Raw genomic sequence first — 13,437 nt, 5'->3', positions numbered from 1 at the left:
AGGCGATGAAAAAGATTTTTCTGCAAATTGGTGCCACCCGCGATGGCCAGAACCCCTACTGTGAGGTGGCAAAACGCGATGGCTATTTCACCGTACTGGCGGAAATGGGCGATTTTGTCGATTACCAGTCGTTAAGCCTGGCGCTGCCGTTTGATCTGATCATCCGCCTTGACCGTCCTGAGAATCCGTGGGAGGTCATGCAGGCTTATCTGCACGCCGGTTTGCTGGCGCATCCGCTGGTGGTGCTGGCGGGCTTTGAAGCCTACAACGCCAGCGCCGGACGGCTGCGCGAGATGCTGGCCGGACCTGACGCACCCGCTGCCTTTATTCCGCTGGATAAATATGCGCAGCGCATGGCGCTGAAAAAAGCCTGGCCGCGCTTCCCGCAGCCGGAGTTCCGCTTTTTTGCCTCGCCGCTCAGCATTCTGGATGCGGCACAGGCGCTGATCTATCCCTGCGTCGTGAAGCCGGTGGATGGCGGCGGCGGGCTGGGCATCTGGCTGATTGAGCGCGCCGATCAGCTGTACAGCGTGGTAACACAGCTGATACAGACCATGAACTATGGCGGGCGCGGCTTCAGCGGTTTCATTGTGGAAAGTGCGCTGATCGGCGAGGAGTTTTCATTGCAGGGCGTGGTGCATCAGGGGCATCCCCTGGCGCTGACCTGCTGCCAGAAGGTGATAGAGCAGCACCGCGATAGCGAAGGTTGCGTCAGCTTTTATGAGTCGGGGCATGTGGCGGTGGCGGCAGCGGCCTTGCCAGCCTCGTTCAGCAGCCTGATGACCTTCTGCTGCGAAACCTTTGGCTATCGTCAGGGCGCGTTTCACATCGATTTCATTGTGGTGAATGGCGTGCCGCATTTCCTGGAGATGGGATTCCGGCTCTCCGGCATGGGCGTGGCGACGCTGGTGCAGGCGACGACAGGCATCAACTGGGCGGAGGTCACCTTCCGGCTGGAAGCGGGCGGCGCACTGCCTGCCTTTACCTTCACCACACCCGGTGCGGTCGGCCAGCTGCGGTTACGGCAACCGGCGCAGTTGCAGGCGGCTGAACGCTGGATCGATCAGCATCAGCAGGGTGCGCTGTTGCCACCACTCAGATTGCCAGCATTACAGGTTTCACCCCGATCCTCGCTCTATGCCGATCTGACCCGCCACGCAGGCATTCTGGCAACGTTCAGCCTGACGGCCTCTGCGCGCGAACCCATTATGACTACGTTTCAGCAGGTGATTGCCGCGCAATCCGTCATCGCAGGGAGAGACAAAGTATGTGCAGGATGATTCTGGCGCATGGCCAGTTCGACAGCGCACAGATTTTAGAGGCAGCGCGTGCCATGAGCTGCGGTGAAGGCGCCGAACACGATGGCCCGATCAAATCACATCCCAACGGCTGGGGCTGTCTGTGGCTGGAAGAGGGCGAGATTCGAACCCTGCACGGTACCGGCCCGTTCGCCGATGCTCTGCCAGGTATTGATGTGGATCGCCTGCGCAGCCGCTTTCTGGCGGTGCATGTGCGTCACGCCACGCTGAATAAAAATCAGGGGATCGAATTTTCGCATCCGCTGTGGCGTCACAGCGCCGGACATCAGTGGTACATGATGCATAACGGCTTTCTGCCAACAATTTACCGCCAGCTTGGCCTGGCGGAGTCACGTTTCGATTCCGAAGAATATCTGCGCTACCTGGTGGATCAGACTACGCCCGCCGATTTTACCCGCGACTATCTGCGCGCAAAGATGGCTCAGGTTGAGCCAGGCGGCAGCGCAGGCAATGCCATCTTCGTCACCCGCGACAAAGCCTGGGCGTGGCAGTGGTACCCGCACGACACCCCTTTCCCTGACTATTTTACGATGCATTTTCGGCAACAGGACGGTTGCACGCTGATCGCCTCTGAACCCGTGGCAATACCAGGCAGCGCCGGTAACTGGCGGCGAATGAACAATCATGAACTCTATGAAATATCGTTTAGGGAGTGATAAACATGGCTATTTTCAATCAGTTCCGCGTGATTAATCCCAACATGTTTGTGGAATCGACCTGGCTGGATGACATTGTTACCGCACGGGTACCGCTGCTGGTGCTGCGCAATTTCCTGACGCCAGAGGTGCGGGAAACGGTAGTGGCTGACCTGCAACACTGCCGGGAAAAGATCCGTGTCTCTCACTATCCGAATGGCGCACTGACCACGCTGGGCCCTTATCTGGCGCGCCATACGGCGTATCCCGATAACTATTTTACCGAGCTGCGTGATATCCAGCCGGCGTTGCCGCCCACGCTTAACCAGCTGCGCGAACAGATTTACGGGTGGGTGCAGCATGCGCTGCGGCTGGACAGTCTAAACATCGCCCACGAACCGGGTTGTGGTGACTACGCCGGTTCTATCGTGCGCTTTCACGCCGATGGCGTCGCGAATCCGCTGCATAACGACAATATCGTGCGCGACGCCGCAAAGACCTCGCTGGTGGTGACGCAAATCCTGCATCAGCTCAGCTGCGTGGTCTGCCTGCAGGAGTGCAACGCGGGTGGCGCGCTGCGTATCTACAACAAAAAGTGGACACCGGAGGATGAGCAGTTCAAAACCGCCGGTGAGCTGGGCTACCGCAGTGGCGTGATTGAAAACAGCGAGATCTGTGAATTTTCACCACGCAGTGGTGATATCTATCTGTTTAATCCCGCTTTTTATCATGAGATCGACCGGGTTGAAGGTGATACCCGCATCACCATGGGGTTCTTTTTCGGGCTGACCGATAAAAAGATGAAACACGCTATCGCCTGGAGCTAAGCCGGGTTATGCCAGAAGTTGTGCCAGAAGAGGAGAAGGGAATGACAACGTTTGAAAAAATTACTGCGCTGCTGGATCAGCATCAGGCCAGCTACCGTGTGGTGGAGCATGAGGCGGTAGGGCAGACCGATCAGATCAGCCAGATCCGCGGCAACGCGCTGGGTCAGGCGGCCAAAGCGATGGTGCTGGAGGTGAGCATGCCGGACGGTGCGCCCTCGCGACAGCTGCTGGCGATTGTGCCGGGCGACTGCCGCATCAATTTCAAAAGCGCGGCGCGCGCCATCGGCGGCAAAAAATCCTCGTTCGCCGCGCCTGACCTGGCGCAGGCACTGACCGACTGTGTGATGGGTGCAGTGCCGCCGTTTAGTTTTGATGACCGGCTGGCGCTGCGGGTTGATACCCGGCTGCAACAGGTCGGCACATTATGGTTTAACGCGGGTGAGCTGGATAAATCGATCGCGCTGGCTGCAGACAATTATTTTCGCATCGTGGGTGAAGACTGTTGTGCTGATATCGCTTCCCCGATTGCGATCACCGCCTGACGGTGGCTCAAGGAGTTTCAGATGTCGGTAAAAGATATGCTGTTAGCGCTGTGCGTAGTGGTGGCATGGGGCGTGAATTTTGTGGTGATTAAGCTCGGGTTGCAGGGCATGCCGCCTTTTTTGCTGGCCGGACTGCGTTTCGCCCTGGTCGCCTTTCCCGCTATTTTCTTTGTGCGTCGCCCGCCGATCCCGCTACGCTGGCTGGTGGTTTACGGTATGACCATCAGTTTTGGTCAGTTTGCGTTTCTGTTTCTGGCGATCAAGCTCGGCATGCCGGCCGGTCTGGCGTCGCTGGTGCTGCAGGCGCAGGCGTTCTTTACCCTGTTGCTGGGTGCGCTGCTGCTGGCGGAGAAGCTGCGCTGGAATCATATCGTCGGGATTATCATCGCCACGCTGGGGATGTTTTTGCTGGCGACGGCGGGGATGGAAGGGCAGACCAGCGCCGGGATTACGCTGACCACCATGATGCTGACGCTGTCGGCGGCGCTGTCATGGGGGCTGGGGAATATCACCAATAAGATTATTATGCGGAACCGCAGTGTGCCGATTATGTCGCTGGTCGTCTGGAGTGCGCTGGTGCCGGTCATTCCGTTCTTTGCCTGTTCGCTGCTGTTTGAGGGGCAGGCCGCCATCGTTAATAGCCTGCTGCACATCGGCCTGCAGACCATGCTGGCGCTGTTCTACCTGGCGTTTGTCGCCACCATTGTCGGTTACGCTATCTGGGGGAATTTACTGAGTCGCTATGAAACCTGGCGCGTCGCGCCGCTGTCGCTGCTGGTACCGGTGGTGGGGATTATTACCGCCGCGCTGGTGCTGGATGAGCACCTCTCTGGTCAGCAGATGCTGGGTGCGGTGGTGATTATTCTGGGACTGCTGGTGAATGTGTTTGGGGGCGTACTGGGTCAGCGTCTGGCGATGCGAACGCAGCCGTAAGTTAAAAATCTTCGCTGACGCGGCCTTTGTAAGCGTTATAGCTCAGGGCGCAAAACAGCGCTGGTGCTGCTCTTTTTTTCAGGCAGCTCATAAATTCCAGGTGATGGGAGCATACGCCTGTAGCAAAGCATCGCGGGCCAGGGACAAAAACGCCGGGAGCGTTTTTGAACAACGCAAAGCGTTGGCCCGTTTACGGGCGCACCTTAGGGATGAGGTGCGTAATCGACCGCGCTGAGCCGCCATGGATGGCGCTTTTGCGTCTTTGCGAAAGGCGTATGCTCTCTGAGCCTGTGCACCCACTGACATCAAAAACGAAAAACGCCGCTAATGCGGCGTTTTTCATGGTTACTTCAGAATCTCAATACGGCGTGGTTTCGCCTCTTCCGGCACCAGTCGTTCAAGATCGATGCTCAGCAGACCATTTTCGAGACGGGCATCGCGCACCACAATGTGGTCGGCGAGCTGGAATTTACGCTCAAAGTTACGCTCGGCGATACCCTGATAGAGGTATTTACGCTCGGTCTGCTCTTCAGGATGGGCACCCCGCACGATCAGCACGTTATCGTGCGCCGTGATATCCAGTTCGCTCTGAGCAAAACCGGCCACCGCAATGGTTATGCGATAGTGATTTTCATCGACCAGTTCAACGTTATAAGGAGGATAGCCGCCATTGCTCTGATTCTGATTAGATTCGAGCAGGTTAAACAGGCGATCAAAACCGATAGCAGAGCGATAAAGTGGGGTGAGATCAAAATTACGCATATTAAGACTCCTGAAATTCAGCAAGTTTTGGCAACCTTCCACTACTGGACAGGCTGGATACGGCACCCCACTGTCCCTTGCGGCGACGGTGAGTGCGTCCGTAAACTAAAAATGGGTGTCACAAAACGATTTTCAAGAGGGCGAAATGCAATTTTTTTCGCCAAATTGCGGAAATGACATACACTCAGAACTACTTTTGCCAGACGCAGACGGACTTCGCCCCAGAGTGTTGACGTTGTCTGGCAAGCCAACTCAGCCAGGTTTATGCCATGGCTGAAGGGATGAAGATAATGAAATTGATTAAGATCTTACCTCTGGCTGGAATGGTGTGCTGCGCTATGGCAACAACAAGCTGTTCCAGTGTGATGTCTCATACCGGTGCGAGTCAGGGCTATTATCCCGGTACCCGTGCCAGCGCCGACATGCTGACTGATGGTGATACCAGCTGGGCGCTGAAGCCACTCGCGTTAATCGATCTTCCTTTCTCTGCCGTGCTGGATACGCTGCTGCTGCCGTGGGACTACTACCGTAGCGATAAAGACAAATCTCTCGACTCCCCACGTGAACGCATCCTGCAGAGCGAAAGGCTGGCGCATACTAACGAAAGCCTGGCGCAGGCACAGCCTATGCCGCCTATGCGGTCACATCCGCAACCGCAACTGTAAAGAGCTGCCGCCAGCCATTCACCTCACGCATAAAAGCAATCTGTGACCCGTCAGGTGACCAGACCACCGCGTCACCTGATGGCGCGTCTTCCGTTCTGTGCGTCAGACGCTGACATGCGCCGCTCTCAACGTCACATCGCATCACACTGTTATCGCAGATAAAGGCGATTGACTGGCCGTCAGGATGCCAGCTAAAGGCGGACTGAATGCTATGGCTGAGTCGGGTGAGCTGACGTGGCTCGCCGCCGTTGGGAGAGACCGACCAGAGCTGGATCACCGCGTCCGCATCCGCCATCAGAAACGCAATCTGGCTGCCATCGGGCGCACTACGCAGCCAGTGGCGCGGTTGCAGCGCCACGCCACGACTGTGCGTCAGGCGACGCTGCTGCACGCCAGCCGGTGGCGCCGGTAACTGTGTGCTGGTGCCCTCCAGCGGCCTCTCTCCGGCGCGAGCGTAATCTTCCAGTTCGTCAGGCAGATCAACAATGAAGACTTCAGGACACTTCTCGCCCTGCGCCGTCAGCGTGTCGCCAATAAAAGCGATGGCCCAGCGCTGCCAGCGGCCGTCCAGTTTCTGATAGCCACGCTCACCGACCCAGCACTCCTCATAAGCACGATTGATCTGGTCACTGCCCGGCTCGGGTTCCGCATGCGTCTGGCTCACCAGCAGGCAGAAAAAGGTACCGTCATATTCACGCGGATGCTGCTTTTCAGGCTTCACAGCACGCAGCGGCACCGCGATACCGACATTGCGCAGATCGAGACGGCTGTCCCGCTCGTGCATCACGTGGTCATTATAGGTAAAACTGAGGCGTGAACCGTCGGGGCTGAAGACATGCACATGCGATCCGCCGCGCAGCGCGCCAGGGGTAAAGGGCGGCGTGATATCGCAGGCATCCAGATTCACCGCCGCGCCGTTCTCAACAATCACACCGCGCCGGTGGTGGAAGTCATACTGCCAGCTGGCATCGGGATGTTCCGGGCCATGAATGCAGACGTAGCGCGGGGGCAGATCGGGACTGACCGTCACGACCCCGACATGCGCTCCGTCCCGGGCCTGATAGAGCACCTCAACGTCACCGGTCAGCACATTGACCCGCTCAATGGTCTGGCTGGTAAAGGACGCGCCCGAGGGCCGGACGTCAAACGCCAGCCACTGGCTGTCGGCCGTCCAGACATTGATATTGGTGAGCTGGTGCTGACGGTCAGCAAAGGTGATCTGTTTTTCTGACATGATGAAACCCAGGGAGAAAGCGTTGCCCGACAACGTACGCGATTCCGTTTTGCGGTACCGCTTTTTTGCCGGATTAAGGGTGCCGGGCCGCAGCGGCCCGGCAGAGAACAGCGGTGTTACAGCACTAACTCTTCAATGGCATGGGCGACGCCATCTTCCATATTGGTTTTAGTAATGAACTGCGCGATTTTTTTAACAGAATCAATGGCATTACCCATGGCGACACCCGTACCAGCGTATTCAATCATCGCCAGGTCATTCTCCTGGTCGCCAATCGCCATCACTTCTTCCTGCTTCAGGCCGAGCTTCTCCGCCAGCATTCTGACGCCCTGACCTTTGTTCACCCGACGATCGAGGATTTCGAGGTAATACGGCGCACTCTTCAGGATGGTGTAAGTCTGATGGGCCTGTTCCGGCAGGCGGGCAATTGCCGCGTCGAGCAGTGCGGGCCGGTCGATCATCATCAGTTTCGGGAAGCGTATGGCACGATCCATCTCCTCCACAGCGCGATAGCGCACCGGAATGCCGGTCAGGCTCGCTTCATGGATGGTGTATTCGCTGATGTCTTTGTTCGGCGTGTAGAGATGAGATTTGTCGAATGCCTGGAAATGGACGCCAAGCTCACGCGCCAGGTTCTCAATGTAGAGGTAGTCGTCAAAGGTCAGCGTCACTTCCGCCACGCACTCACCATCTTCGGCCTGATGAACCAGCGCACCGTTGTTGCTGATCGCGTACTGGCCGGGTGCCTGCATATCCAGTTCCATCAGATAGCGCTGGATACCCACAAACGGTCGGCCGGTGGTCAGCACAATCGACACGCCCTGCTTACGGGCGCGATCCAGGGCGGATTTCACCCCCGGTGTGATCTCATGTTGCGGATTGAGCAGGGTGCCATCCATGTCGATAGCGATCAATTTAATAGCCATAGAGTCCTCGTAGCGTCGGGGTTTTATTCAATGCTAGCGCGATTCAGCGCACATTGACCAGTTTCATGGCAGACGGGAATGGCTGGCTGATCGCCAGCTTCAGGCGGTAAAGAGATCACGGTGGATTTTAATCACGGCTTTTCGGATTGTTGCGGGCTCCCCAGGCGCGCAGCAGGGGCGATGAATATCGTGCGGAAAAAAGAGCGCGAACATGCCGGGCAGCAGCGTAATCACCGACTCATTCAAAATCGTCTGATAAAACACTACGTCGCGCTGCCCGGCAAAATCTTCGGTAATTTTCTGGTCGGCATGGGCGCGTGCCACGCCGATATTCTCGGTGCCTGCCAGCAGATACTGAATATCGATGTAGTTAAAGTGGGACTCTGCACGACGCGCGCTGGCGGGTTCGGTCATCATCTCCTGCACCAGACAGAACATTTTGTTGTCAGGCAGGATCTCATATTTGCCGGTGTCCAGCTGGCTGAAATCGGTTCCCGCAATCCAGCTTATCGCCTGATCGATGACCGGATGAAAGGCGTGACGTTCTCTGTCCCAGTCGTGACGATCGCAAACAATCATGGTGTAACTCCCTGTAAAAATGAGTGCGCCGGAATAGCGCAAAGAGAGGCAAGAGTAAGGGAGCTGACCGGGTTAAAACGTGATCGGGGTCGCAGCATGTGGGCAGGAAGGCACCGCCTGGCGGGTTTTCCGCTCGGACGGCACAAAAAAAGGCCATCACCTGGGTGATGGCCTTTCATCTCTGATGCCGGTTAAATATCGATATTGGCGGCTTTCAGCGCATTTTCTTCAATGAAGGCGCGGCGCGGTTCAACCGCATCGCCCATCAGGGTAGTGAACAGCTGATCAGCGCCAATCGCATCTTTAATGGTGACGCGCAGCATACGACGGCTGTCTGGATCCATGGTGGTTTCCCACAGCTGATCCGGGTTCATCTCGCCCAGACCTTTGTAGCGCTGGACCGAGAGGCCGCGACGCGACTCTTTAATCAGCCACTCAATCGCCTGTTCGAAGCTTGCCACTGGCTGACGACGCTCGCCACGCTCGATGTAAGCATCCTCTTCCAGCAGACCACGCAGTTTGCCGCCCAGGGCGCAGATTTTGCGGTACTCAGGACCCTGAATGAAATCAGCATCCAGCGGATAGTCAGTATCCACACCGTGGGTACGGACACGCAGTACCGGCTCGAACAGGTTTGATTCGCGGTTTTCACGCACCTGTGCCAGATAGGTGCTGCCATGCGCTTCGCGTTCAGTCAGATAGCTTACCAGGCCGTTCAGCCAGGTTGTAACCTCCGCTTCATTGCTCAGGTCGCTCAGCGTGTCGTGATAAATCATCGCACGCAGCATGGCCATCGGATAACGGCGCTCCATACGCTTGATCATCTTCTGGGTGCTGTTGAAATCAGTGACCAGCGTCTCCAGCGGCTCACCGCCCAGCGCCGGGGCGCTGGCATTGGTGTGCAGCGTCGCACCATCAAGGGCGATAGCGATCTGGTATTGATCCATCGCCTCGTCATCTTTGATGTACTGCTCCTGCTTGCCTTTCTTCACTTTGTAGAGTGGCGGCTGGGCGATATAGACGTGGCCGCGCTCAATAATTTCAGGCATCTGGCGATAGAAGAAGGTCAGCAGCAGGGTACGGATGTGTGAACCATCGACGTCGGCATCGGTCATGATGATGATGCTGTGATAGCGCAGCTTGTCCGGGTTGTATTCATCGCGACCAATGCCGCAACCCAATGCGGTGATCAGCGTGGCCACTTCCTGCGAGGCGAGCATCTTGTCGAAACGCGCTTTCTCAACGTTCAGGATTTTACCTTTCAGCGGCAGAATCGCCTGGTTTTTACGGTTACGGCCCTGTTTTGCCGAGCCGCCTGCGGAGTCACCCTCCACCAGGTAGATTTCAGAGAGCGCCGGGTCGCGCTCCTGGCAATCCGCCAGCTTGCCTGGCAGACCCGCCAGATCCAGCGCGCCTTTACGGCGGGTCATTTCACGGGCGCGGCGTGCTGCTTCACGGGCACGCGCGGCGTCGATAATTTTACCGACCACGATTTTAGCGTCTGATGGATTTTCCAGCAGGTACTCGGCCAGCAGTTCGTTCATCTGCTGCTCAACCGCCGATTTCACCTCTGACGAGACCAGCTTATCTTTGGTCTGTGAGGAGAATTTTGGATCCGGCACTTTCACCGAAACCACGGCGATCAGACCTTCACGCGCATCATCACCGGTGGCGCTGACTTTGGCTTTCTTGCTGTAACCCTCTTTATCCATGTAGGCATTCAGGGTACGCGTCATCGCTGCGCGGAAACCGGCAAGGTGCGTACCGCCATCGCGCTGCGGAATGTTGTTGGTAAAGCAGTAAATATTTTCCTGGAAGCCGTCGTTCCACTGCAGTGCTACTTCCACGCCAATGCCATCTTTCTCGGTAGAGAAATAGAACACGGTAGGGTGAATCGGGGTTTTGTTTTTGTTGAGGTACTCAACAAACGCCTTGATGCCGCCTTCGTAATGGAAGTGATCGGTTTTGCCATCACGCTTGTCTTCCAGACGAATCGACACGCCCGAGTTCAGGAACGACAGTTCGCGCAGGCGTTTTGCCAGAATGTCATACTCGAAATCGCGCACGTTGGTAAAGGTTTCATAGCTTGGCCAGAAACGCACGCGGGTACCGGTGATATCGGTATCACCAGTGACTGCCAGCGGTGCCTCAGGTACGCCATGGACGTAAATCTGCTGATGCACTTTGCCTTCGCGACGAATGGTCAGCTCCAGCTTCTGCGACAGGGCGTTAACGACAGAGACGCCCACGCCGTGCAGGCCGCCGGAGACTTTATAGGAGTTATCGTCGAACTTACCGCCCGCATGCAGCACGGTCATGATCACTTCAGCGGCGGAAACGCCTTCTTCTTCATGAATACCGGTTGGAATGCCGCGTCCATCATCCTGCACCGAAACGGAGTTATCCGCATGGATAGTGACTACGATGTCACTACAGTGACCAGCGAGCGCTTCGTCGATTGCGTTATCCACGACCTCGAATACCATGTGATGCAGACCGGTACCATCATCGGTATCGCCGATATACATGCCCGGGCGTTTGCGTACCGCATCAAGTCCTTTCAGGACTTTAATACTTGAGGAGTCATAAGAATTCGACATCAACGTTTCTCGCTCATTTTAATCTTCAGGTTGAACCGCTATTTTACCCTGTTCCACGCGGAACATCTTGCCCTTTTCGTCGGTCATGTCGATTACATGTCCGGCAGAAATAGCGCTGACAAACACCTGAGCCTGAGTGGCTTTTAACCGGTCCGCCAGCAGGCGTCGGCGACTCTCATCCAGCTCAGAAGCAAAGTCATCAATGAGGTAAATACAGCGGCGTCCGCTCTGGCTTGTCAGGAACTCGCCCTGTGCCAGACGCAATGCACACATCAGCAGTTTTAACTGCCCGCGTGAGAGTAAATCTTCGACCGGCGTTCCTTCAGCGCGAATACGAAAATCGGCTTTATGGGGACCGCTGGCGGTATAGGTCAGTGCGCGATCGCGCTCAAAATTACGTTCCAGCAGTTCGGCGTAGTCGCTCTCTTTGTCCCAGCCACGCTGGAAGGAGAAGCGCAGCTCAAACTCCGGCAGAAACTGGGCGCAGGTGGCGGTGATCTCTGCTGAAATCGCCGCACTGTATTCCGCCCGCCACTGGCTGATCTGTTCCGCCAGCGGGACCAGCTCCTGATCCCAGGGACGAATCTGGCTGTAACGTGAAACCTGGCGCAGCGCCGCGTTTCGCTGCTTAAGCAGGCGGCGCATGTTGTTCCAGGCGATAAAGAAGCCGGGCGTATTATGGAAACAGCCCCAGTCGACATAGGCCCTGCGGTATTTGGGGCCGCCATTCAATAAACTAAAGCCTTCCGGCGTAATTAACTGCATCGGCAGCAGCTGTGCCAGCTCCGCGACCTTGTGACCATCGCTGCCGTCAATGCGCACTTTGCTGTCACCAGCCCGGTTTTTGGTCAGCCCGACGGAGATTTCCCGCTCTTTGCTTTCCAGCCGCCCGTGCAGCACAAACGCCGCCTCGTCGTGACGGATCACGCGGCCCGCCTGCAGACTGCGAAACGATCGGCCATGCCCCAGCGTATGGATCGCCTCTAAAACGCTGGTTTTCCCGCTGCCGTTGACGCCGACCAGGAAATTAAAGCCGGGTGCCAGCTGCAGGTCAGCCTGCTCAATATTACGAAAATCTTTGATAAGAAGGCGGGTTAAAGCCATGAATCAGTCCAGCGTGAAGGGCAATGATCGGGATGAAATGGTTTTGCCTTGTAAAAATTCAGGTCTTACCTTTAACAATCCAGGGCGTCGACGGCGAAGCAAGTTTGCGCACGGCCAGCGCACAGGCCCTGGGAGCATACTGAAGTATGTGACCAGGGACGAGCACTGCCCGGGCGCAAAATGGCGAGTAAGTTAGCCCGGCACAGACTATAGACGCATGGGCATCACGACGTAGGCTGCTGCCGGACTCGCTACATCTTCAATCTGCACGCTCGACACCGAATCCGTCAGCAGCAGGCGGACGTTTTCGCACTTCAGCGCGTTCAGCACATCCAGCACGTAACTGACGTTGAAGCCAATCTCCAGCTCGGTGCCGTTGTAGCTGACATCCAGCATCTCTTCTGCTTCTTCCTGTTCAGGGTTATTAGCGGTGATCTTCAGCTGATTTTCGGTGATATAAAGGCGAACGCCGCGGAACTTCTCATTCGAGAGGATGGCTGCACGGGCAAACGCCTGTTTGAGCAGATCGCAGCCCGCTTCCAGCGCTTTATCAGGATTCTTTGGCAATACGCGGCGATAGTCAGGGAAACGGCCATCAACCAGCTTAGACGTGAAGATGTAGTCACCGACATGTGCGCGGATGTTGCTGCCGCCAATCTGTACCTGCAGCGGGTTCTCGCCGCCATCCAGCAGACGCAGCAGTTCAATCACGCCTTTACGCGGCACAATCACCGAATGACTCGGCAGCGCCTGACCAACCGGCATGGAGCAGACGGCCAGACGGTGACCGTCAGTGGCCACGGTGCGCAGCTCTTCGCCTTCGGTTTCAAACATCATGCCGTTGAGGTAGTAACGCACATCCTGATGCGCCATCGAGAACTGGGTCGCTTCGATCAGCCGTTTCAGGGTCGCCTGCGGCAGGGTGAATTCAACTTCACTCTGCCAGTCGTCCAGGTTCGGGAAGTCACTAGCGGGCAGGGTCGACAGCGAAAAACGGCTGCGGCCAGAGCGAACCAGCATGCGATCGCCTTCCAGCGCCAGCGTAATTTCTGCGCCATCGGGCAATCCGCGACAGATATCGAGGAATTTGCGCGCTGGCACGGTGGTGGAGCCAGGCTCATGCGCCTGCGTCAGCGCTACACGCGCGACCATCTCCATTTCCAGATCGGTACCGGTCAGTAACAGCGACCCTTCCGTTACCTGCAGCAGCAGGTTTCCAAGGATCGGCAGTGTCGGACGACCGCCCAGGGGGCCACTTACTTGCTGCAGCGGCTTCAGCAGCTGCTCACGTTCAACAATAAATTTCATAGC

The 13,437-nt window shown here is 56.8% G+C and carries 13 protein-coding genes; 6 read left to right on the top strand and 7 right to left on the bottom strand.

Annotated elements, in window-relative coordinates; translation table 11 throughout:
- The first annotated feature begins 5 nt into the window (after nt 1-5).
- The 5 genes from N1689_RS17955 to N1689_RS17935 are packed head-to-tail and all read left to right on the top strand — an operon-like array spanning nt 6 to nt 4,256.
- A complete protein-coding gene (locus N1689_RS17955; RefSeq protein WP_161733244.1) occupies nt 6-1,280 on the top strand; it encodes an acetyl-CoA carboxylase biotin carboxylase subunit family protein in 1,275 nt (424 codons plus the stop codon).
- A complete protein-coding gene (locus N1689_RS17950; RefSeq protein WP_161733242.1) occupies nt 1,268-1,975 on the top strand; it encodes a class II glutamine amidotransferase in 708 nt (235 codons plus the stop codon). Before N1689_RS17955 ends, N1689_RS17950 begins: the two co-directional genes overlap by 13 nt.
- A 5-nt stretch (nt 1,976-1,980) precedes the next feature.
- On the top strand, nt 1,981-2,781 hold the full coding sequence (locus N1689_RS17945; RefSeq protein ID WP_222924794.1) for a hypothetical protein: 801 nt from the start codon (nt 1,981-1,983) through the stop codon (nt 2,779-2,781).
- Between the two features lie 41 nt (nt 2,782-2,822).
- Nucleotides 2,823-3,323 carry a YbaK/EbsC family protein gene (locus N1689_RS17940; protein WP_260059631.1) on the top strand — a complete coding sequence of 167 codons (501 nt, stop codon included), beginning with the start codon at nt 2,823-2,825 and terminating at the stop codon, nt 3,321-3,323.
- A gap of 21 nt (nt 3,324-3,344) precedes the next feature.
- Nucleotides 3,345-4,256, top strand: a complete 912-nt coding sequence (locus tag N1689_RS17935; protein WP_161733236.1) for an EamA family transporter — start codon at nt 3,345-3,347, stop codon at nt 4,254-4,256.
- 345 nt (nt 4,257-4,601) lie between these two features.
- Here the strand turns inward: N1689_RS17935 and ibpA are convergent, their stop codons facing one another.
- Nucleotides 4,602-5,018: a small heat shock chaperone IbpA gene (gene ibpA / locus N1689_RS17930; RefSeq protein WP_010258920.1), complete on the bottom strand. Its 417-nt coding sequence runs from the start codon at nt 5,016-5,018 to the stop codon at nt 4,602-4,604.
- Nucleotides 5,019-5,308: 290 nt separating this feature from the next.
- Between ibpA and N1689_RS17925 the strand changes: the two genes are divergently transcribed.
- The gene (locus N1689_RS17925; protein ID WP_311202149.1) at nt 5,309-5,683 is read left to right on the top strand and encodes a YceK/YidQ family lipoprotein; all 375 of its coding nucleotides are present in this window, start codon (nt 5,309-5,311) and stop codon (nt 5,681-5,683) included.
- Here N1689_RS17925 and N1689_RS17920 read toward each other — a convergent pair.
- The 6 genes from N1689_RS17920 to dnaN all read right to left on the bottom strand — a co-directional run bounded on the left by N1689_RS17920 (nt 5,652) and on the right by dnaN (nt 13,434).
- Nucleotides 5,652-6,917, bottom strand: coding sequence for a DUF3748 domain-containing protein (locus tag N1689_RS17920; protein WP_260059625.1), 1,266 nt, complete (start codon nt 6,915-6,917; stop codon nt 5,652-5,654). The genes N1689_RS17925 and N1689_RS17920 overlap by 32 nt on opposite strands.
- A 116-nt stretch (nt 6,918-7,033) precedes the next feature.
- Nucleotides 7,034-7,843: a sugar-phosphatase gene (gene yidA / locus N1689_RS17915; RefSeq protein WP_260059622.1), complete on the bottom strand. Its 810-nt coding sequence runs from the start codon at nt 7,841-7,843 to the stop codon at nt 7,034-7,036.
- 99 nt (nt 7,844-7,942) lie between these two features.
- Nucleotides 7,943-8,422, bottom strand: a complete 480-nt coding sequence (locus N1689_RS17910) for a YhcH/YjgK/YiaL family protein (RefSeq protein ID WP_161733228.1) — start codon at nt 8,420-8,422, stop codon at nt 7,943-7,945.
- Between the two features lie 191 nt (nt 8,423-8,613).
- The gene (gyrB, locus tag N1689_RS17905; RefSeq protein WP_161733226.1) at nt 8,614-11,022 is read right to left on the bottom strand and encodes a DNA topoisomerase (ATP-hydrolyzing) subunit B; all 2,409 of its coding nucleotides are present in this window, start codon (nt 11,020-11,022) and stop codon (nt 8,614-8,616) included.
- An 18-nt stretch (nt 11,023-11,040) separates the two neighbouring features.
- Entirely contained in the window at nt 11,041-12,126 is a 1,086-nt protein-coding gene (gene recF / locus N1689_RS17900) for a DNA replication/repair protein RecF (protein ID WP_161733224.1), read from the bottom strand.
- A gap of 207 nt (nt 12,127-12,333) precedes the next feature.
- A complete protein-coding gene (gene dnaN, locus N1689_RS17895) occupies nt 12,334-13,434 on the bottom strand; it encodes a DNA polymerase III subunit beta (RefSeq protein ID WP_161733222.1) in 1,101 nt (366 codons plus the stop codon).
- Nucleotides 13,435-13,437 lie beyond the last annotated feature (3 nt).

The organism is Pantoea sp. XY16 (assembly GCF_025153065.1).
Lineage (GTDB): Bacteria > Pseudomonadota > Gammaproteobacteria > Enterobacterales > Enterobacteriaceae > Pantoea > Pantoea alfalfae.
The sequence above is the reverse complement of the archived record's forward strand: the minus strand, read 5'-3'. Positions and strand labels throughout refer to the sequence as shown.

What these genes read in the sequence shown, in the direction of transcription:
- N1689_RS17955 (WP_161733244.1), top strand. Translation starts at nt 6, where the DNA reads ATGAAAAAGATTTTTCTGCAAATTGGTGCCACCCGCGATGGCCAGAAC.
- N1689_RS17950 (WP_161733242.1), top strand. Translation starts at nt 1,268, where the DNA reads ATGTGCAGGATGATTCTGGCGCATGGCCAGTTCGACAGCGCACAGATT.
- N1689_RS17945 (WP_222924794.1), top strand. Translation starts at nt 1,981, where the DNA reads ATGGCTATTTTCAATCAGTTCCGCGTGATTAATCCCAACATGTTTGTG.
- N1689_RS17940 (WP_260059631.1), top strand. Translation starts at nt 2,823, where the DNA reads ATGACAACGTTTGAAAAAATTACTGCGCTGCTGGATCAGCATCAGGCC.
- N1689_RS17935 (WP_161733236.1), top strand. Translation starts at nt 3,345, where the DNA reads ATGTCGGTAAAAGATATGCTGTTAGCGCTGTGCGTAGTGGTGGCATGG.
- ibpA (WP_010258920.1), bottom strand. Translation starts at nt 5,018, where the DNA reads ATGCGTAATTTTGATCTCACCCCACTTTATCGCTCTGCTATCGGTTTT.
- N1689_RS17925 (WP_311202149.1), top strand. Translation starts at nt 5,309, where the DNA reads ATGAAATTGATTAAGATCTTACCTCTGGCTGGAATGGTGTGCTGCGCT.
- N1689_RS17920 (WP_260059625.1), bottom strand. Translation starts at nt 6,917, where the DNA reads ATGTCAGAAAAACAGATCACCTTTGCTGACCGTCAGCACCAGCTCACC.
- yidA (WP_260059622.1), bottom strand. Translation starts at nt 7,843, where the DNA reads ATGGCTATTAAATTGATCGCTATCGACATGGATGGCACCCTGCTCAAT.
- N1689_RS17910 (WP_161733228.1), bottom strand. Translation starts at nt 8,422, where the DNA reads ATGATTGTTTGCGATCGTCACGACTGGGACAGAGAACGTCACGCCTTT.
- gyrB (WP_161733226.1), bottom strand. Translation starts at nt 11,022, where the DNA reads ATGTCGAATTCTTATGACTCCTCAAGTATTAAAGTCCTGAAAGGACTT.
- recF (WP_161733224.1), bottom strand. Translation starts at nt 12,126, where the DNA reads ATGGCTTTAACCCGCCTTCTTATCAAAGATTTTCGTAATATTGAGCAG.
- dnaN (WP_161733222.1), bottom strand. Translation starts at nt 13,434, where the DNA reads ATGAAATTTATTGTTGAACGTGAGCAGCTGCTGAAGCCGCTGCAGCAA.